Here is a 17467-nt window from a genome sequence, read left to right as displayed (position 1 = left end):
GATCTCCATTCTCCTGGAAACTGTTACTGAGCCATTGAGCTTGTGACATTGCCTGGCGTGGCGCCTTTTTTCAGAAACAGCCAGTTCGACGCCTGCACGCCGTCGAAGTTGATTGTATAGCGGCCATCTGCGTAGGTGGCGGGCAGCTTCTTGATTTGCCCTGGGGCGTCTTGAGAAAACAGGGTCAAGCCCTGTGGTGCCTGGATGGTCAGCGTGCCTTCCAGGGGCTCGACATAAAACGGTGTCTTGCCGTCATCCTGGGGGACGGCACGCGCGCCCAGTGAAATCAGTAGATCCTGCGAACGGCCCACAGGCATGTCGTCCAGACTTTGTACCACCACACTGGCGTTGGCGGTCTTCACGTTCACCTCGATCTTGCCAAGGGCGATCGACTTACCGCCGATCCAGCCGGTAGCGGCCTGGGTGCGCGGCGTATTGATGGTGTAGACGCCTTGTTTCCAGTTGCGCTTGAGCTCGCCGGTGTCTGTGGTGGCCTCGCTCGCGTTGGCGTCCAGCAGCGACTGATTGGGGTCGTGAAACACCTGGGCATCGCCCGGAATCGTACTCTGCTGCAACCAGGGCAACTCCGGTGTCGATGGCATCGCGATTTCCAGCTTGCCTTTCTCCATGGCGGTGCGCAGCAGTGCCGAGTTGGCCGCGCTGATCGACTGGTTGAACAGGGTGTCCGGCGTCGGTGCGAAGACGTAGGTTGTCCTGGCTGGTGCAACGTCGCCGCGGCGATACAGCAAGGCAGCGGCGGGCAGGGTGGCCAGCAGCGCCGGATCGTTGTAGGCATGCCAGTTGTCGGCCGTCATCCAGCCACCGGTCAACGGCTCCTGACTGTAGGCATATTGCATCAGCGCATCCCAGCCCTGGTGACTGGCAGTGCCCGCCATGTACAGCGGCAACGAATGGCGGTCAGGGGTCGGGAAGGGTTCGTTGTTCCACTCGGTGACCGTCAGTGGTTTGCCGACGACCTGGCCGGCGGCGATCCAGTTGACGATGCCTTCGCTGGTGAGCGGATTTTTTTCCAGTTGGCCAAGCCCCCCATAGCTATGGACGTCAATCACATCGCCGGCGGTCAGTGCCGGTAGCGAGTTCAGGCCGTTACCGCCCCAGCTGCTGGTCGTGGCAATGGGAACCTTCACACCGAGGGTGCGCAGGTACTGAATCATGTCGACGTTGAAGCGCTGCTCCAGGTCGTTGAGGAACAGCTTGGAGGGACCGGGCTCCCATGAGCGCCAGGTCTGGCTGGCAGACAGGTTGTGCTGCCGGGCAAAGGCCTCGGCCTCGGCCATGTAGACCTTGTTGTGCTTTGGCACCTTTTTGTCGGGCAACAGGGCATTGCCGTAGTGGTGAGTCACATCGTTTTCGTTGGTGATCAGTATGGCGGCGATCGCCGGATCGTCTTTGTAAGCGAGGCCGGTATAGGTGTTGACGTGGGTCAGGTAGCTTTCGGCAAAGCGCTTCATCGCTTGCTGGATAGTGCTGTTCACATAGGCATAGCCCTTGAGATCAGCGGTGTTCTTACTGTTTTTCGGCATTTCCTCGAAACCGAAGATATTGTCCTTGGCGCTAACGGCTCGCTCGACGTGCATATCGAGCCACACGTAAATGCCTTCGTCCTTGAGGCACTTGATCCACCAATCGATTTTCTTCAGCGATTCCGGGCTGAGTTGCTGGGTGTCCTGTATGACGTTGCCGTCGCCAAAGATGTTCGGAAAGACCCAGGGTGAGTCATGGTGATGCAGTCGCACGAGATTGAAGCCCAGTGCCGACAAGCGTTTGGCCTGCAGCTTGATGGCATCGTCAGGCGTGCGGTACAGCGCATAGGCGGAGAGGTTGGTGCCCCAAAAGCGCGCCGGGGTGCCGTCCGCGAACAGCAGCTGCTCGCCGGCAGCTTTGACGAAGCCACGCTTGCCCGCGGGCTTTTCCTGAGCGTTGAGAAAGGACAGGTCGACCGGTGAGGTTTTCCAGTCGAGCTTGTCTGTCGGCCAGTTCTTTGGCTGGTCCATTCCGAAGCGCTCGGAAGCGGTAGGGCCGAGCGTCACATCGCCCGAGACACTCAAGGTGGCGGTGAAATTCTGGCGACCGGGTTCGATCGAGTTCTTGTAGAAAAAAGCGCGTACCTGAGATTTATCACCCGGTTCAAAGTACACACTCTCCAGCGCAGGCTCGAAACGCATTTCGATGCGCCGCCCTTGTGCGTTGCCCCAGGACCAGCCGCGATTGTCGGGCAGCAAGGCAGGCTCGCCCATCTCACCCGGGAACAGGGCCGGGTCGAACCGGAAGACAATGCCGCCACCGATCACGTCCTGCTTCAGGCTGTGTGCGTCCACGGCAAAGTTCCAGGTCAGTTTCTGCCCGTCTTCTTTCTGGACCTGCGCGCTCAAATCGAAATCCAGCGCTTTGTTCTGCCCGGCCAGGGAATAACGATAGGGCCCGTCGACCTTGAACTGACCCGCCAGATACGTCCAGGCCCAGTTTTTGTCCCAGAAGGTCAACGCACTGACAAGGGCAGGGCTGCCACCGCGCACCAGCATCGGCAGACCACTTCGTTCATCGACGCTGGCGACCCAGTCCGAAGCCCAGATACGTAACGGCCAAAACGCAGAAAACAGCAGGAGCAGGAGCAGTATCTGGGGACGACGAAACAATGGGGCCATGGGTTCTACCGGAGTTGGAGGTGGGCGCTCGCTGTGACGGCTGGGGAGGTCTGTTTGAGCCTGCGTGCCATCTGAGCATAGGCGACGCCCAGACCGGCCACCGACCAATACACCACGGGGATTACCGTGATACTGCTGACAGTCACGATGGTGATCAGGATCCCGGCCAGTGTTGCCAGGAGCGCACGTCCGAGTCGGCGTGCCTCATTTTCCTTGTTGGGGAACGAACGCATCCCCTTGCGGATGCCGTGCAGAACGCAGACGAAGAACATGACGAAAAGTGCCAACCCGATCAGGCCGACCGACAGCGCCACGCCGATATAGGTGTTCACGATATCGATGATGCCCTGGCCCTGGATCAGGGACTGCATTTCCGGTGTGCTGCGATAATCGAAGGACCCCAGCCAGGGGTTGCGCTGGATGACGATCACGGCGTTGTCGATCAGCTGCTGCCGGTAGGTGATGTTTTCCACTTCCACCGTGCCAATGAACGGCAGCAGATCAAGCACTTTCTGCCCGCCCGGCACCACGGCCAGCAGGGGTAGGGCAAGCATGCCGGCCGCCCCCAGCAGCATCAGGCGCTTGAACGCTTTGCGGCCGGTGCTGATGAACGCCACGATCATTACCGCGGTGCCGATCCAGGGACCACGCGACAGTGGCGCGAACAGGCCGCCAGCGAGCAGGAGCGCGCCGAGGCTGCGTTGCAGTTTGCTGCGGACTTCCTCCTGCAAGTACAGATAAAAACCGATGGCGACACTGATGACGAAGCCCAGCGCGATGGCCTGGCCGGTGGTGACACTGGCGCGTAACGAGCCACCGCGGGTCAGGTAGCCGGACATCTCCCAGGGTACGCCCAAGGCACCGTTCAGCGCGCTGTAGAGCAGCCAGTTGCGGGTGTACTCGAAGAGGCCGATCAGTGACAGCAGCATGGCCGCCAGAACAAAGCCGAACAGGGCGTCCTTGAAGTCGCTGAGGTTGCGCAGTGCCCGGCTGGCCACGTAGTAAGGCAAAAAAACTTCGATGAACAGATACAGCGTTTGCCGCAACGTATCGGTGACGGTGGTTTCGCGCAGGTACAGCAGGCTCGTCAACAGGATGTTGGCGGCCAACAGTCTGTCCGGCCAGGTGCGTCCGAAAGGTACCGTGTCTGCTCGTCTGCGCAGGGCGAAAAAAGCCGGAAGCAATACGCACAGTGCCAGGAGGCGAACATGGTTCAGGCCGAAAAAATAATTGATCACGCCGAAGCCGGGGATCTCCACCGTGGCGGGGGGCATGAGGAACAGCAGAAAGAAAAAAAGCGCCACGGGATTGCGCTCGCGTTTACGGGCAACGGTCAGCACGATCGCGGCGACGCCCGCGTAAATCCAGAAGCTGTGCGAGAAGAACGCCAGTAACGTCAAGGCAAACCACAGATTGCGCCGACGCGTGAAATCACGGTCGGGAATCAGGTCTGCGGCGGGTCGGCGAGCCATGGCAAAAACGACGCCGGCGAGGACCAGAATGACGATTAACGCGCGAAAGTGCTCAGGCATGGTGGGTCGTTCTTATCTGATTGATGAGCGACGGCTAGTCGAATGGCAAAATGCGACTATAGTACCTTTCGTGCCATTGAGTCCGGGGTTGATGTTATGCCGTTAGCCGATTCATCGCCATCAGTCGGTCTTCGCAAGAAAGCGATATCTGCGGGGGTATGGAATATCGGGGCGCTCGTAACGTCCCAAGCGTTTCGCCTCGGCGGCAACCTGATCATGGCCCGCCTGCTCATGCCGGAAATGTTCGGCGTCATGATGATCGCCACCACGGTCTCCGTGGTTCTGCACCTGCTTTCCGATGTGGGGTTGCGTCAGAACATCATCCAGAGCCCACGTGGCGACGACCCGGTTTTTCTCAACACCGTGTGGACCGTGCAGATCGTTCGCGGGCTTATCCTGTTTGCCTCGACCCTGCTGATCGCGGGTGTCGCCTGGTTTGCTCAAGCCCTCAATCTGTGGGCGAACAATTCGACTTACGCCGCACCCGAGTTGCCACTGGTACTGGCCGTGACAGGTCTGCTGGCAATCATCTTTGGCTTGCAGTCGACGAAAGTCGATTTGGCCGTGCGCGCTTTCCAGCAGAAAAAAGTGGTCATCGCCGAGTTCGTGTCGCAGTTCGCCGGGCTGTTGGCGATGCTGGCCATCGGTTATTTCACCCGGTCCATCTGGTCACTGGTGGTGGCGGGCCTGGTCTCGGCGATCGTCAGCACGGCGATGGGGCACCTCTGGTTCGAGGGGCCGCCCAATCGTCTGAAGTGGGAGCGTGATGCGCTCAAGGAACTGGTCGTCTTCGGCCGCTGGATTTTGCTGTCGTCGGCACTGGGCGTATTGGCCTTGTACGGTGACCGCGTCTGGTTTGGCGGCAGCATGACGGCTGCCGAGCTGGGGGTCTACTCCATTGCCGTACTGATTTTGGGAGCACTGCAGCTGGGCATACAGAAGGTTTTCGGGGCCGTGGCATTGCCGGCCTTCAGCGAGGCCACCAGGACCCATGACACTGCACGTCTGCAGACGTTGTATTACCGCCTCAAGATGATGTTCGATCTACTCTGTCTGTTTTTCTGTGGCTTGTTCTGGACCGGCAGTCCACTGCTCATCCACGTCTTGTACGATGAGCGTTATGCCCAGGCTGGCGACATGATGGCGATCCTTTCACTGTCTTTTTTCACCATGCGCTATATGTTGGCTCATCAGGTCTGGATTGCCCTGGGGTTCACCAAGTACCAGGCCATGGACAACATCATTCGGGTGGTCTCGCTGTGGGTGCTGCTGCCTTTGCTGCTGGCCATCGGCGGGGTCAAATACGCGATCTGGGGTGCCGCGCTGCACACATTCCCTACGCTTATCCTGGTTTTCTATGTCAACTATCGTCTGGGGATGCTGGATCTCAAGCGTGAACTGATCGTGCTGCCCATGCTGGTCGTGGGGGCCTTGTGCGGAGAGTTGTTGACGAGCCTTGCCAAGTGGCTTTGATTTGAACTATCTCTGTTATTACCGGTTCCGTGGGGGAGTCAATGCGGGTTGCTCACAAAAATCGTGACGTTGACGTTTAGTTGAAATTTCCAACGCAACCTGGCTGTCGTGGAGCTTTGAATCGTGAAAGAAACTGATTTGAAAACCTCTGTGATGGGGCGCAGAGATTTCCTCCAGGCATGTGCCCTGTTGAGCCTCGGAGGGCTTGTGTTTGGCGTCTCCGAAGTCGTTGCCCGGCCTACTCCTGTCAAATCCGAGTTTGTTGTCATCAACGGATGGGTGCTGCCTGCCCAGCATTTTCGGCAAACACAAGCATGATAAAAGATTACCGGACGCAAAAAGAACTGCGTGACCACTATGACGTCTGCATCATCGGTGGCGGGCCGGCCGGCATTACGCTGGCGTTGCGTCTGGCCGGTAACGGGCGGCATATCGTGCTTGTAGAGGGCGGTGGGCACGAGTATTCACCGGTTTCGCAGGAACTCTACCAGTGCCCGTCGACAGGCCTCGATGTCTACGCAGCGGAAACACGCCTGCGCTTTCTGGGCGGAACCTCCAATCACTGGGCCGGACGATGCCGCCCATTCGAGCGCTCGGACTTTGCCGTGGCCCCTCCCATACACTTGCCCGGCTGGCCCATCGCGTTTTCCGAGATCGAGCGCAATCTGGAGGCGGCCATGGACATTGTCGATCTTCCACCGCACTCCGGGTTCAAGGCGATCAATGCCAATCTGGATGGCGACGACTTTGTAGCCGATCGCTTCCTGCTCAGCCCACCGACGCGATTTGCACAGAAATATGCCAGGGAACTCAATGAAACCGAGGGCCTCGATGTATTCATCAACTGCAACTGCGTCGATCTTGAGTTCGATAGCAAGACCGGCCGCATCGAGACGATAGTCGTCTCCGATTACGAAATGCATCGGGAAAAAGTCAGGGCCAAACAATTCATTCTGGCCACCGGCGCGATCGAGAATGCCAGGCAGTTGCTCAACAGTGAGTCCCTGGCCGCTGGCGGTATCGTCAGCAAGGACGGTTTTGTCGGCAGATGCTTCATGGAGCATCTGAACGTGGACATGGGCACCTTCATCCTCAAGGACGGGCAGGGGACGGATGCCCGGCAGTACTTCACGACCGATGCCTTCGTGACGGAGCACGAGTCGGGTAAAGGAAACGTGACGGCCTCGCTGGTATCCGAAGTGAAAGCCTATGGGCGAACGGCGGCGATCAAGGATTTTTTCGAGAATCTCATCTGCGACATCGGGGCGGAGCACAAGATCGAGTTCATTACCCGGTTCGATTGCCCGGGGGATGGAGTGCTCGGCACATTGATCGAGCAATTCCCCAACCCCAATAGCCGCATCTCGTTACTTGACGAGCGGGATGCGTTGGGGATGAAAAAAATAAACGTTCACTGGGAGCTGACCCCGGCAGACAGAAATACCGTCAAGTCCATAGGGCTCGAAGTGGCCAAGTGTTTTGCCGATACGGGGCTGGGCTTTGTCAAACTGGAAGAGTGCGTTTATGACGTCGAATTGCCGCTGAAGGTCAATCCCCATGCCCACCACATGGGCACCACACGGATGGCGGCCTCGCCTGAATTTGGTGTGGTCGATGAAAACTGCAAGGTGTTCGGGGTCGAGAATCTTTACGTGGCGGGCAGCAGCGTCTTTGCGACGGGAGGCGCCTGCAACCCGACGATGCCGCTTCTGCAACTGGCGTTGAGGCTGGCGGACCATCTGAACCAGGAGATGGGCCCATCGATAGGAAGGTATTCCGGAACGGGAGAGTTTGTCGATTTTCCGAGTTGAAACTTAAAGAGGAGTCTACGCTTAGGGTAGTGGTAATAAAGATCAGGGTCGTCGAACTCTGGCACGGATGTATATCGCTGAATATTGAGGCTGACAGGATGATTGGTCTACTAAAACGCGCTATCGCTCACTACGCCAAGACAACAGGGCGTGGAACTTCACTCTATAAAAAGTTTTGTAAACCGGACGGGTATGAATGGGCTCAACACATGGGGCGCTGGGGAGGACTGCACTCCGTCGGTAAGGGGGCCTGGATCAACCTGGGGTGCAACATCACCGACCCCGCGATGCTTCGACTCGGCGACAACGTAGGATTGTCCGATTGCACGATATTCGGCCATGACGGCATCGTCCATGTCATCAATGCGCGTGACGGAACCAAGCTCGATTCTGTCGGCGGTGTCGATATCCGTGCCAATTCCTTTGTCGGCCATGGCGCGATCGTCATGCCGCGCGTAACGATTGGCCCGGACTCAGTGGTGGCCGCTGGCGCGGTGGTACTGAGAGACGTTCCGCCCGGGATGGTGGTCGGGGGTAATCCAGCCAGGGTTATCTGCACGATGGAAACCCTGGTGAAAAATATCAAGGAGCGTTGCGCCGAGTACCCCTGGATGAGCCTGATCGAGAATCGTGACGGGTTGTTCGACCCTGAGCTGGAACCGAAGCTGCAAGCCATGCGAGCCGAGTATTTCTTTGGCGAAGAACAACACAATGGTTAGTGCCGAACTTGATGTGTTGGTGGTTAATTACAATACAGCCACTTTATTGCAGCCGATGTTCAATGCGTTACGCCAATCAAATAACGCGGATCGCACGCGTTATTTGGTGGTGGACAATGCCTCTGCCGATAATTCACTGGAGTGTCTGGCCAATGTTTGTCCAGAGGCATTGCAAGTGGCCAATGACAGTAATGTCGGTTTTGGCCGGGCCAATAATCAATTGGTTGAACACCTTCAGGGCAAGTACGCGTTACTGCTCAATACCGACGCCTTCGTTGCGGCGGATACCCTGAACAAGACCCTCGAATACATGGAGGCGCACCCGGATTGCGGAATCCTGGGTGTTCGCCTGGTGGGCCGGGACGGGGATTTGCAACCCTCCTGCCGCTATTTTCCAACGCCATTGAATGTCTTCATGGCGCGTACGGGGCTTGAGCGTTTTTTCCCCGGGGTGAAGAAAGTCGATGACATGACCTGGGACCATAACTCGGTACGTGAGTGCGACTGGGTGCCCGGATGCTATTACCTGATTCGTCGAGAAGTCATCGATCAGGTTGGCCTGTTCGATCCACGCTACTTTCTCTACTACGAAGAAGTTGACCACTGCAAACGCGTCAAACAGGCCGGCTGGAAAGTGGTGTATTACCCGCATACCACGGTGGTGCACATCGGCGGCGAAAGTGCCAAATCCGTCGATGCACTCAACGCGGCCAGTCGACAGATACCCAAGCTGCAAATCGAAAGCGAGCTTTTGTACTTCCGCAAACATCACGGTTTGCTCGGGCTGGCCTGGCATATGTTGCTGGTGAGCCTGGGGGATCTGATCCTGGCGCTCAAGGCGCTGTTGAAGGGCCGAGGTCGAGCGGCCATCGGGGCGTGCTGGCAGCATGCCCGTGCTACCTGGGCGCTGCTGCGTGACACCCGACTCGCTAGCCAACCAACACGGTAGATCAATTCATGTTCGAAAACATACGTGCGGACTTGCGTGCATACGCGGGTGATTGGGCCGCTCAGGGATTCTGGGTGATGTTGGTCTACCGGTTTGGCCGCTGGCGCTACGGCGTGCGGCCAGCGCCATTACGCAAGGTGTTCTCCTTTATCTACAAAGTACTCTTCAAGTTTGTGCAGATCATCACGGGCATCGAATTGCCCTGTGAAGTCGTGGTCGGCCGCAACTTCGTCATCGATCACTTTGGCGGCATCGTCATCAGTGGATACGCGCAGTTCGGCGATGACTGCCGCATCCGCAACGGCGTGGTCGTCGGGCTGAAGAATGTGAAGGACCCGATTGCCCCGGTGTTCGGCAACAACGTGGACATCGGCACAGGCGCCAAGGTGTTGGGCAATATCCGCATTGGCAACAATGTGGTGATTGGTGCCAATGCGGTGGTGCTCACCGATGTGCCGGATAACTCGATTGCAGTGGGGGTGCCTGCGACGATCAAGACCAGGCAGAGCGCAGAAGCCAGGGAATTCACTTGAACGCCATGGCTAACGGCATAGGCGTGGTCGTGATCGGGCGCAATGAAGGCCTGCGGCTGGAGCGTTGCCTGGCGTCGCTGGCCGGCATGGCACAGCAGATTGTCTATGTCGATTCGGGCTCAACCGACGGTTCCGTGCAGTTGGCACAGAGGCTTGGCGTCGAGGTGGTCGAGCTGGACATGACGATTCCCTTTACTGCCGCGCGTGCGCGCAATGAAGGGTTCGCCTGCGTGAAGCGTCTGTTGCCCACCGTGCGATACGTGCAATTCGTCGATGGTGATTGCGAGGTCGTCGCGGGCTGGCTGAGCCGGGCACAGGCCTTTCTGGAGGCACAGCCCGAGGTGGCAGTGGTGTGCGGACGGCGTCGTGAACGTTTTCCGCAACGTTCGATTTACAACCTGATGTGTGATCTCGAATGGGATACGCCGGTGGGTGAGGCCAAGGCTTGCGGGGGCGATGCCCTGATGCGCGCCGATGCCTTTGCCGCGGTGTCCGGTTTTCGCCCGGATCTCATCGCCGGGGAAGAGCCTGAACTCTGTGTACGACTGCGCGCCAGGGGCTGGAAGGTCTGGCGCCTGGCAGACGAGATGACCTTGCACGATGCCGCCATGACCCGCTTCGGCCAGTGGTGGCGGCGCACCTTGCGCGGTGGCTATGCCTTTGCCGAGGGCGCGTTTCTGCATGGGGCGCCGCCGGAGCGACATTGGCGGCGCGAGTCTCGACGTGCCTGGTTCTGGGGGTTGTTGATCCCGCTGCTGACCTTGATCACCAGCCTGCTGATCGGATGGTCCGGGCTGCTTCTGCTGCTGGTCTATCCGTTGCAGGTCGTGCGTCTGGCGCGTCGGGGGGACGGAGCGTCTGGCAATAATTGGGTGCTGGCTTTCTTTCTTGTGCTGGGAAAATTTCCCGAGATGCTCGGGCAAGTCAAGTTTCTACTGAACAGATTCGGTGCCGGAAAGTCGGCTTTGATCGAATACAAGTGAGACTTCTATGAATAACTGGCTGGCACTGAAAAGCATGTTTTCCTTACATGCCGGGTATTCCCTCAGGGCAATGAAGAACAAGCTCAAGATGCTGGTTCTGGTGATCAAGAACCGCGCCGAGTTAAAGGTGTTTTTATCGCGCATGTCCAATGCCCTGGGCAAAACCGGTCTGGAACGGTTGGGCGGCGATTGCCTCGGTGTCGTTCACTGGCCCTATATCAGCAAAAGCTGGACCTCCCGGGATCGCCTTGGCGTATTGGCCTCGCACTACGAAGTGGTGACCAAAAGCTGCCCGCAATTACTGCTGTATGGGCGAGACGAAAGTCTGGTCTTGAGTGATCTATCGGATTTTTCGGCGGGTTGCTCGCTGGTTCTGGATCGCCCTGTATGGTTCATGCGCGAAGGAGAACTGGTGCTGAACCTGTTTCAGGAAGACTTGCGCATCGCCTCAATCGCCTTCACGTTGTGCATTGCAGAGGGTGAACTGTGCATCTTCATCGGCGCGGTGCAAGGGATACACAAAGGCATTGAAAGTGAGAAGTCCCTGGGCATTTACCGGGACCTGACCAAGGACTTCGAAGGTCTGCGCCCCAGAAGCTTTCTCATAGAAGTCATCAAGTACATTGCAACGAACATCGGTGCGGAAAAAATTTATGCCGTAGGGGATGGATACCGTCACCATCGCCATCCGTATTTTGGTGCTCACAAAGCTCAAGAATTGTTGGCCGATTATGATTCGATCTGGCTGGAACATGGAGCGATTCCCTCCCGGCGCGAAGATTTTTTCGAGATCCCCCTGGCCTCATCCAGGAAGCCGCTTGATGCCATCGCTTCAAAAAAACGCGCCATGTACCGTCGGCGTTACGAGCTGCTCGACAGCACTTTCACAAAAATAGATAACGTCTTGAAAGGCTGCTATGCCGCGCATTGACGCTCAAGGCGCCTGTACTACTGTGGAAGTGACTGCAGTAACCACCCATCGAAACGACAACTAAGCTTGGTCCCTATGCGTATCGCTTACTTCATCAATCAATACCCGAAGGTCAGCCACAGCTTTATTCGTCGCGAGATTCTGGCACTGGAACGCCAGGGCTTTGTCGTGCAGCGCGTTGCGTTGCGTGGCTGGGATGCCGACGAGTTGGTGGATGCCGAGGATGTGTCGGAACGCGATAAAACCCGTTATGTACTGCAAGACGGTGTCAAAGGCCTGTTATCGCCAGTGCTGCAGGTGCTGCGTGCCGAGCCGCGACGCTTTTTTTCAGCGCTGTGGCTGGCGTTACGCATGAGCCGGCGTGCCGATCGTGCCTGGCCTTACCACCTGGTCTATCTGTTCGAAGCGTGCCGCCTGCACACCTGGTTACAGGACTGCGACGCCGGGCATGTGCATGCGCATTTCGGCACTAACTCAACCGAGGTGGTGATGCTGGCCAACGCACTCGGCGGGCCGGCGTACAGTTTCACCGTGCATGGCCCGGAAGAGTTCGACAAACCACAGTTCATTCATTTGGGCGAGAAAGTCCGGCGTTCGGCTTTTGTTGCGGCGATCAGCGCCTATGGGCGCAGCCAACTGTTTCGCTGGGTGGATCATGCCCATTGGCCGAAAGTGAAAGTGGTGCATTGTGGCCTGGAGCAAGCGTTCCACAATGTCCCGGCGGTGGCTGTGCCGTCCGCGCCGCGCCTGGTGTGCGTGGGGCGCCTGTGTGAGCAGAAGGGCCAGCTGCTGTTGCTGGAAGCGGCCCGCATCCTCGCGGCACAAGGCGTGGCGTTCGAGTTGGTACTGGCGGGCGATGGCGAAATGCGCGGGCAGATCGAGGCATTGATCACCCAGTACGGTTTGCAGGCCCAGGTGCGAATTACCGGCTGGATCAGCAGCGAGCAGGTGCGCGCGGAAATCCTGGCGGCGCGGGCCATGGTCCTGCCCAGCTTCGCCGAGGGCTTGCCGGTGGTCATCATGGAAGCCATGGCCTTGCGCCGGCCCGTGCTGACGACCTATGTCGCCGGCATTCCCGAGCTGGTGCGTCAGGGCGAGAACGGCTGGCTGTTTCCCGCCGGCGACGTGGACGAATTGGCGGCGGCGCTGGCCGATTGCCTGGCGCAACCGGTCGAGGTCTTGCAACGCATGGGCGAGGCGGCTTATCAGCGGGTACTGGAGCGCCACGATATCGATACCGAAGCGGCCAAGCTGGCTGCCTTGTTCAGGGCGCACGCATGATGACCTTGTTTAACGGGCTGTTCAGCGCACTGTTGATCCTCATCGTCCTGCCGGTGCTGGTGCTGTTTGTCCAGGTGCTGCTGGCGTGCCTGCCGGCGCGGTCGCTGCCGCCGGCGAGAGGATCGCGCCCCAGGGTGGCGGTGCTGGTGCCGGCGCACAATGAGTCCTCGGTGATCGTCGCGACCTTGAACAGCATCCTGCCGCAATTGGCGCAAGGCGACCGCCTGTTGGTGGTCGCGGACAATTGCTCCGACGACACGACGGCGCTGGCGCGCGCGGCGGGCGCCGAAGTGGTCGAGCGCAGCAATCTGCAGCAGCGTGGCAAGGGCTATGCGCTGGACTTCGGGGTACGTCACCTGGCCAGCGCCGCGCCGGATGTCCTGATCATTGTCGATGCCGACTGCCAAGTGAGCGAAGGCTTTATCGAGCGGTTGGCCATCTGTTGCATCGACGCCGGGCGACCCGCCCAATCGCTGAACCTGATGCTTGCACCGGCGGGCTCCGGGTTGAAAGTGCAGATTGCCGAGTTCGCCTGGTGCGTGAAGAATCTGGTGCGTCCACGAGGCTGGGCGCGGATCGGGTTGCCCTGTCAGTTGATGGGCACGGGAATGGCATTCGCCTGGCGCGACCTGCCTTTGATCGAATTGGCCAGCGGCCACATCGTCGAAGATTTGAAGATGGGCCTGGATTTCTGTCGCAGTGGCAAGCCGCCGTTGTTTTGCCCCGATGCGCGGGTGACCAGTTATTTTCCGCGCAGTGAAGAGGGCCTGACGACCCAGCGCACGCGCTGGGAGCATGGCCATCTGGGCGTCATCCTGGGCGATACGCCAAAGTTGTTTATGGAATCGATTGGCAAGCGTAACGGCAGCCTGCTGGCCATGACCCTGGATCTGCTGGTGCCGCCGCTGGCCTTGTTGACCCTGGTCCTGGTGGCGGCATTCGTCCTTTCATGGCTGGTGTTTCTACTGGCCGGAATGTTGGCGCCGGCGTTGATTGCATCGGTCGGGGTCGCGCTGTTGGGGGTGACGATCCTGTTGGCGTGGAGCCAGTTCGGCCGGCAGATCATTGCCTTTTCGGCCCTGATGTACGCGCCGTTCTATGCCGTCAAAAAAATTCCCCTGTACATCGGCTTTCTGCTCAAGCGCCAGGTTGAATGGGTACGTTCCAAGCGAGACGACAACTGATGCGCACTTTGGCCTGGCTGCACAAATGGCAGACGATCATCCACAAACTCAGGGTGGTCAATGAGGGTGATGACGAACACGCGCTGATCGATGCGTTATCCCACCCTGAGACGGCGACCGTATTGGGGTTCGTCAACGCCCACGCCATGAACCTGGTGGCGGCCAACACCGCTTACTACGACTCGCTGTCGGCGGCTGACGTGTTGCTGCGCGACGGTTCCGGCATGGCCATTCTCTTGCGCAGACTCGGCCTGGCGCCGGGGCTGAACATGAACGGTACGGATTTCATCCCCAGACTGCTGGCCGCTTACAAGGGGCGGCGCGTGGCGTTCTGGGGCACTGAAGAGACGTATCTGCTCAATGCCGTGCGGCACTGCGAAGCGACGTATTCAGTGAACGTTGTTTCAGCTCACCACGGTTTTTCCGATGTGGACGCCTATATCGCGCTGGCCCGGGAGTTTCAGCCGGAGCTGGTGGTCCTCGGCATGGGCATGCCCAAGCAAGAAGCCGTTGCCGCAAGGCTCGCGAACAGTGGCGTGCCGTGTCTGATCGTCTGCGGTGGGGCGATTCTGGATTTTCTCGGCGGCAAAGTGAGTCGCGCCCCGCAATGGATGCGCCGTCTCGGTTGCGAGTGGGTGTTCAGGTTGATCAGTGAGCCGAAGCGACTGTTCACGCGCTATGTGGTGGGCAACCCGATGTTTCTGCTGCGCACATTGATTTTCCGGGAGCGCGCGGCGGCGACCTGACACGCGAGCGATCACCCTCGCCGCAAAAAGGCGCGGATAAAAACCGGGCCGTGGTGCCTCACCTGCCTTGCAAAACCCAGGCACAGCATCTTTACTCCTCGGGGGTAATATCGAATTGATGGCCTATTTTTTTGGGGGGCTTCTCCAGGATTGTTGCCGGAACTCTTGTCGGGCAGTCCTGACACCATGCAGGAAGAGGCGGGTAATCGGTCCTTCCTGTCGAGTCCGAATATCGTTACTTGCAAACTAATTCAACCTCTTCTCGACGTGTGCAAGTGAGCCAATGAAAGAAAATATAGCGGCACTGATACGCAAGCTAATTTCTCCTTCTTTACGATTCGAGATAAGAAAAGCGGTTTCCTGGTTGCGAGACATATTGAGTCGGGCCTGTTTCTGGCGCTGGGAAATCGTCAGATTCAAGCTACGGGAAAATAGCCCCTTCCACGTCATCTATGTCGGCAGGAAAGCCCAGCGCGAATTCGCGAAAGTGCTCATGGGAGCCGATTCCGCCGCCTCCGATACTCCACTGAAATCAGACTCGTCAAGCCAGGCGGTGCTGGTCAGTGAAATGCCGACCCCGGGCGCATTGTGTGTGCCTCAATATTTGAGTGCCGTTGTGCCGCTCAGCCGATCAATCGACGAGATCACCGCGCGATACAACACCGAACTACGGCGAAACCTGCGCAAGAACCGTCTGCGCTATCGCATGCAGCAGGCGTTGAACGACGACGAAATCGAGATCGCCGATCTGCAGATGCTGCAGCCCTACGCCAAGGCCAGGCATGGCGCAGCCGCCTCTCAGATCGAAACCCATGAAGTTCGACGGGTGGCGAAAAACGCCGGGCGTCTTGATCTGGTGCTGCTCGAAGACGAAGTGGTCGCCTGCCATCTGGGGTGCGTGATTACCCGCGCCGGCAAGCGCTACTGGAGCACCATCCGCTTTGGCTACCCTGAAACCGTGTATTCAGACGCCAAGAAACTGCGCGAAATAAACTCGATCACCACGTTCATGGCGCTGGAATGGGCGCTGGAAAACGGTTTTGACTATTACGACATCGGCACTTGCCTGGCGCGCCCGGACGATGGGCTTCTTGAATGGAAAAGAAGACGCGGCGGGGACGTCGATACCCTGGGTAACTACGGATATATGTTTGTAAGACTGCCCAAGACCGGTGCTGCGCAATTTCTCTGGGAGACCCCGCTGTTTGCTGTGGAAGGTAAAAAACTGACCCTTCATTTAGGGCTGCCCGACGGGCCGAGTGATGACGAGATCGCGAGCCGCTACCGTGAAATGGGTTTTGGTGGACTGTCCAAAATATATCTCCACTGTGCGCGCAAACCGCAAGAGTCAGTGCTCGAAACCCTGCGTGGCCGCTACAGCCATCTGAAGACTGCCCCAATCATGGAGTGCGTTATATCCGCCTGAATGGATTTCGGAATTAAACGAGTACAGCTTCAAGTGTCGGATATAAGCACTAATTCTGTATAAGCACATTAGAGTGGACGTTCATATGTCGGATATAGAAGCAGTGGCGAGTGGCGGTCCCGCGAAGTGGAGCCTGGCTGCCTATAAACACATGTTGAAGACGCGACTGACGCGAAAGCCTTCATTGTTGCTGCAAAATGTCGCCGTCAAGTCCTGGGAAATCGCCCCGGGCGAGACGGCCATCGCTCCACCCGCCTTTTACCTGCCCAACCAGCTGGAGCGCGTGACGGGTTGGGCCGGGGACCTCTTTTATCCCTTCGAACATCCCCGCCGCACAATGGAAGGTATCGGCCGTGTTGAACACGGACCTACCCGTGGCTACCTGCTCAAGGACGCCTGGCTGATTGATGGCGCGCTCTACAAGGGCAATGCCAAATCCTGGCTGTCGCCGCGATCGGGATGGTTGCCCAGGATTCGTGTGGAAAACGAAATTGACCGTGGAGCGCTGTATTGCACGGCGGGTGGCAATAAATGGTTCGGTTCCTGGTTGATGGATGATTGCATCACCTACCCATTGGCCTGCGAGGAAGGCGTGCCGGTGACCACGGCCACCTCGGACAAACTGGTCTCTACCTCCCGCCACGGCATCCTGCATGCCCCCGGGTATGAGGAGTGGCTGGGGATGAAGCCGGTTCGTTTACGCAATGCGTTTTTCCGTGAACTGGTGATTTTTGACGACCTCAGCCAGAACCGCCACAAGCACCTGCGCTTCCGGGAAATGGGTAACAAGTTGCTGTCCCACGTCAATGCCAGTTCTCACCCCGGAGTGTTCATTCTGCGCGGTGACAAGGGCGAGTTGCGCTTGTTGCGCAATGAACTGCAACTGGCGGAACGCCTGCGCGACCGCCGGGGCTTTCGCATCATCGATCCGGCCAAATCCGATGTACCGACCATTGTCGCGGCCTGCGCCGGGGCCAGAACCGTCGTGGGGATCGAGGGCAGTCATCTGATCCATGGCGTCAACGTCCTGCAGCCGGGTGGTTCGCTGCTGGTTCTGCAGCCGCCTAACCGGTTCCTCTGCTTTTTCAAATACCTGACGGATCGCGACCAGCAGAACTTCGGTTTCGTGGTGGGGACCGAAGAGGGCAATGGTTTCAGTATCGACGCCGATGAGGTCGAGCGAACCCTGGACCTGTTCCCGGCAACCGCTTAATGAGGCTGGCCAGCAAAGCT

General features: G+C 58.4%; 15 protein-coding genes. 13 read left to right on the top strand and 2 right to left on the bottom strand.

Going from position 1 to position 17467, the window contains the following annotated elements; genetic code table 11:
* Window positions 1–23: 23 nt before the first annotated feature.
* Window positions 24–2666, bottom strand: a complete 2643-nt coding sequence (locus ACVWYU_RS23705) for a glycosyl hydrolase family 5 (protein ID WP_457373802.1) — start codon at window positions 2664–2666, stop codon at window positions 24–26.
* A gap of 5 nt (window positions 2667–2671) precedes the next feature.
* Complete coding sequence (locus ACVWYU_RS23700; RefSeq protein WP_457373801.1) at window positions 2672–4198, bottom strand: O-antigen ligase family protein; 1527 nt, start codon at window positions 4196–4198, stop codon at window positions 2672–2674.
* A gap of 96 nt (window positions 4199–4294) precedes the next feature.
* On the opposite strand from ACVWYU_RS23700, the gene ACVWYU_RS23695 reads away from it, so the two are divergent.
* The 13 genes from ACVWYU_RS23695 (at window position 4295) to ACVWYU_RS23635 (ending at window position 17447) form a co-directional block, all read left to right on the top strand.
* A complete protein-coding gene (locus ACVWYU_RS23695) occupies window positions 4295–5671 on the top strand; it encodes an oligosaccharide flippase family protein (protein ID WP_457373800.1) in 1377 nt (458 codons plus the stop codon).
* 123 nt (window positions 5672–5794) lie between these two features.
* Window positions 5795–5989: a twin-arginine translocation signal domain-containing protein gene (locus ACVWYU_RS23690; protein ID WP_247255080.1), complete on the top strand. Its 195-nt coding sequence runs from the start codon at window positions 5795–5797 to the stop codon at window positions 5987–5989.
* On the top strand, window positions 5986–7482 hold the full coding sequence (locus ACVWYU_RS23685) for an FAD-dependent oxidoreductase (protein ID WP_457373799.1): 1497 nt from the start codon (window positions 5986–5988) through the stop codon (window positions 7480–7482). The genes ACVWYU_RS23690 and ACVWYU_RS23685 overlap by 4 nt, the downstream gene beginning before the upstream one ends.
* Before the next feature lie 98 nt (window positions 7483–7580).
* On the top strand, window positions 7581–8201 hold the full coding sequence (locus tag ACVWYU_RS23680; protein ID WP_090327263.1) for an acyltransferase: 621 nt from the start codon (window positions 7581–7583) through the stop codon (window positions 8199–8201).
* Window positions 8194–9150, top strand: coding sequence for a glycosyltransferase family 2 protein (locus ACVWYU_RS23675; protein WP_090319815.1), 957 nt, complete (start codon window positions 8194–8196; stop codon window positions 9148–9150). The genes ACVWYU_RS23680 and ACVWYU_RS23675 overlap by 8 nt, the downstream gene beginning before the upstream one ends.
* 8 nt (window positions 9151–9158) lie before the next feature.
* A complete protein-coding gene (locus ACVWYU_RS23670; protein WP_090319817.1) occupies window positions 9159–9683 on the top strand; it encodes a serine O-acetyltransferase in 525 nt (174 codons plus the stop codon).
* 5 nt (window positions 9684–9688) lie between these two features.
* Window positions 9689–10666: a glycosyltransferase family 2 protein gene (locus tag ACVWYU_RS23665; RefSeq protein ID WP_247255076.1), complete on the top strand. Its 978-nt coding sequence runs from the start codon at window positions 9689–9691 to the stop codon at window positions 10664–10666.
* A gap of 7 nt (window positions 10667–10673) precedes the next feature.
* Window positions 10674–11597 (top strand): DUF535 family protein, encoded by a 924-nt coding sequence (locus ACVWYU_RS23660; protein ID WP_247255075.1) that lies wholly within the window; start codon window positions 10674–10676, stop codon window positions 11595–11597.
* Window positions 11598–11672: 75 nt separating this feature from the next.
* On the top strand, window positions 11673–12878 hold the full coding sequence (locus tag ACVWYU_RS23655) for a glycosyltransferase (protein WP_457373798.1): 1206 nt from the start codon (window positions 11673–11675) through the stop codon (window positions 12876–12878).
* Window positions 12875–14062, top strand: coding sequence for a glycosyltransferase family 2 protein (locus ACVWYU_RS23650; protein WP_248914239.1), 1188 nt, complete (start codon window positions 12875–12877; stop codon window positions 14060–14062). Before ACVWYU_RS23655 ends, ACVWYU_RS23650 begins: the two co-directional genes overlap by 4 nt.
* Window positions 14062–14808, top strand: coding sequence for a WecB/TagA/CpsF family glycosyltransferase (locus ACVWYU_RS23645; RefSeq protein WP_457373797.1), 747 nt, complete (start codon window positions 14062–14064; stop codon window positions 14806–14808). The genes ACVWYU_RS23650 and ACVWYU_RS23645 overlap by 1 nt, the downstream gene beginning before the upstream one ends.
* A gap of 283 nt (window positions 14809–15091) precedes the next feature.
* On the top strand, window positions 15092–16234 hold the full coding sequence (locus ACVWYU_RS23640; protein WP_457373796.1) for a hypothetical protein: 1143 nt from the start codon (window positions 15092–15094) through the stop codon (window positions 16232–16234).
* An 85-nt stretch (window positions 16235–16319) separates the two neighbouring features.
* The gene (locus ACVWYU_RS23635) at window positions 16320–17447 is read left to right on the top strand and encodes a glycosyltransferase 61 family protein (protein WP_457373795.1); all 1128 of its coding nucleotides are present in this window, start codon (window positions 16320–16322) and stop codon (window positions 17445–17447) included.
* Window positions 17448–17467 lie beyond the last annotated feature (20 nt).

This window comes from Pseudomonas sp. TE12234 (assembly GCF_054061835.1).
This window is presented reverse-complemented; position numbering and strand designations above follow the sequence as displayed.

Excerpts from the sequence above, each read along its gene's own strand:
- ACVWYU_RS23705 (WP_457373802.1), bottom strand. The coding sequence starts at position 2,666 with ATGGCCCCATTGTTTCGTCGTCCCCAGATACTGCTCCTGCTCCTGCTG.
- ACVWYU_RS23645 (WP_457373797.1), top strand. The coding sequence starts at position 14,062 with ATGCGCACTTTGGCCTGGCTGCACAAATGGCAGACGATCATCCACAAA.
- ACVWYU_RS23695 (WP_457373800.1), top strand. The coding sequence starts at position 4,295 with ATGCCGTTAGCCGATTCATCGCCATCAGTCGGTCTTCGCAAGAAAGCG.
- ACVWYU_RS23700 (WP_457373801.1), bottom strand. The coding sequence starts at position 4,198 with ATGCCTGAGCACTTTCGCGCGTTAATCGTCATTCTGGTCCTCGCCGGC.
- ACVWYU_RS23685 (WP_457373799.1), top strand. The coding sequence starts at position 5,986 with ATGATAAAAGATTACCGGACGCAAAAAGAACTGCGTGACCACTATGAC.
- ACVWYU_RS23635 (WP_457373795.1), top strand. The coding sequence starts at position 16,320 with ATGTCGGATATAGAAGCAGTGGCGAGTGGCGGTCCCGCGAAGTGGAGC.
- ACVWYU_RS23680 (WP_090327263.1), top strand. The coding sequence starts at position 7,581 with ATGATTGGTCTACTAAAACGCGCTATCGCTCACTACGCCAAGACAACA.
- ACVWYU_RS23675 (WP_090319815.1), top strand. The coding sequence starts at position 8,194 with ATGGTTAGTGCCGAACTTGATGTGTTGGTGGTTAATTACAATACAGCC.
- ACVWYU_RS23660 (WP_247255075.1), top strand. The coding sequence starts at position 10,674 with ATGAATAACTGGCTGGCACTGAAAAGCATGTTTTCCTTACATGCCGGG.
- ACVWYU_RS23650 (WP_248914239.1), top strand. The coding sequence starts at position 12,875 with ATGATGACCTTGTTTAACGGGCTGTTCAGCGCACTGTTGATCCTCATC.
- ACVWYU_RS23665 (WP_247255076.1), top strand. The coding sequence starts at position 9,689 with ATGGCTAACGGCATAGGCGTGGTCGTGATCGGGCGCAATGAAGGCCTG.
- ACVWYU_RS23655 (WP_457373798.1), top strand. The coding sequence starts at position 11,673 with ATGCGTATCGCTTACTTCATCAATCAATACCCGAAGGTCAGCCACAGC.
- ACVWYU_RS23640 (WP_457373796.1), top strand. The coding sequence starts at position 15,092 with ATGAAAGAAAATATAGCGGCACTGATACGCAAGCTAATTTCTCCTTCT.
- ACVWYU_RS23670 (WP_090319817.1), top strand. The coding sequence starts at position 9,159 with ATGTTCGAAAACATACGTGCGGACTTGCGTGCATACGCGGGTGATTGG.